The following is a 1,426-nucleotide window of genomic DNA, read 5'->3' on the forward strand; positions in this document are numbered from 1 at the left end:
AAAGCACAACTTAGTTTTTTCCTTGCCTAGCCAGAAAGTTTTAGGGAACACACCGCTTCACGTCCTGCTCTCGCTAAGGTACCTACATCCTGTATACAAGGCGAATTTACTCACCAATAGCTGGCCATTGGAAGTGAATTCAATGCAGTTAGCGCTAAAACTGGCTGCTAGAAAGGCATTAATTATACGCAGCTCAGCTTAATTAGTTATCACTGGAGCGCTGTTGTGTTGCATCAACAAGCTGCTGGAATGCCTGAGTACTACCCAAGAGCTCTCGTTTTATATCATTCCACTGAGCATTATGGTGACCAAATCGTTGCTGCCAGTCCTGCTTTTCATCCTCATTAAGATGGTAAATCTTAGCACCAAGTGCCATCAATGCTCGTTTGCAGCGCTGCTGGCGTTGTTCAATTTGCGCCACATGTGTACGAAACGTTTGTAACCCCGCTTCTTGGATTTCCAGTTTAATCTTATTAGGTAAATTATTGAGCCACTTTTGATTCGCAACTGTTACCCACGCATCTGGCACACTCTCAATCAGAGATACATGACCTATTTGATGTCTTAGTTTATCTGGACCGGCAAAAAGCCCAATCACACTGGGATCCATCACGTCAATATGATCAGTTCGCGCCATTTTAGCTACCTTGGCCCATGGTACATCTACAACATTAGCAGGCGTCATATTATAAAAGTGGTGTAATACTTTTGATGCAGGCACTCTGAGCACAACCCCTTCAAGCTTTTCAGGCAAATTAATTAACCGGTTAAAATGCTTGGTACTGGTTAAGGTTCTTGCTCCCACAATGTGATGTATCAGTACAGTCAGCTTCCCTTGTTGATTAATTGGATCAATCACCATGGATTGCCATTGTGGCGAGCAAATCAAATTAAGAAAGGCTTGATTGGCGCTTGCCCAAAATGGAATATTGAGAATATCTAATGCGGGTGCGGCTCTAGACAAGTTAGAGACTGAAATCAGTATCGCCTCTACTTGGCCTCTTGTCACCGCAGCCATTAATTCTCGTCCAGAGCCTAATACACCATTATGATGGATATCTACATACACTTTGCCATTAGTGAAACGTTCAACGAGAGATTTAAATTCAACGTGCATGTGTGGAATAAATTCGGATTGATAGATGGGATAAGGAGAAGCGAGGCGCAAGGTGTAAAGAGCACGCTGACGTTTAACTTTTTCTTCCAAATCCGACTCAGAGGACGCTTTTGCGCGCTCCGATAAGAGCAGGCTTGCACCTACTGCAAATGAAGCTTGTAAGAATTGACGTCTATTGGTAGGCACTGGCAAAACTATAACATGGGACTACTGTCTAAAAGATAGCTGAGACACATACTATTGCAACTTTGCGGGCGCATTACTCCAGTTTAAGCCAAAGACTCACTCATACCAATTAGTCTTAATGCT

The 1,426-nt window shown here is 43.2% G+C and carries 1 protein-coding gene and 1 pseudogene; one reads left to right on the forward strand and one right to left on the reverse strand.

The window, feature by feature from the left end; translation table 11 throughout:
* Positions 1-202 (forward strand): annotated as a pseudogene (locus D9603_RS21970) (hypothetical protein); the annotation flags it as partial.
* Here the strand turns inward: D9603_RS21970 and dctP are convergent.
* The gene (gene dctP / locus D9603_RS15020; protein ID WP_128731923.1) at positions 203-1,303 is read right to left on the reverse strand and encodes a TRAP transporter substrate-binding protein DctP; all 1,101 of its coding nucleotides are present in this window, start codon (positions 1,301-1,303) and stop codon (positions 203-205) included. It lies immediately after the preceding pseudogene.
* Positions 1,304-1,426 lie beyond the last annotated feature (123 nt).

The sequence above is a fragment of the Pseudoalteromonas sp. PS5 genome (genome assembly GCF_004103255.1).
GTDB lineage: Bacteria > Pseudomonadota > Gammaproteobacteria > Enterobacterales > Alteromonadaceae > Pseudoalteromonas > Pseudoalteromonas peptidolytica.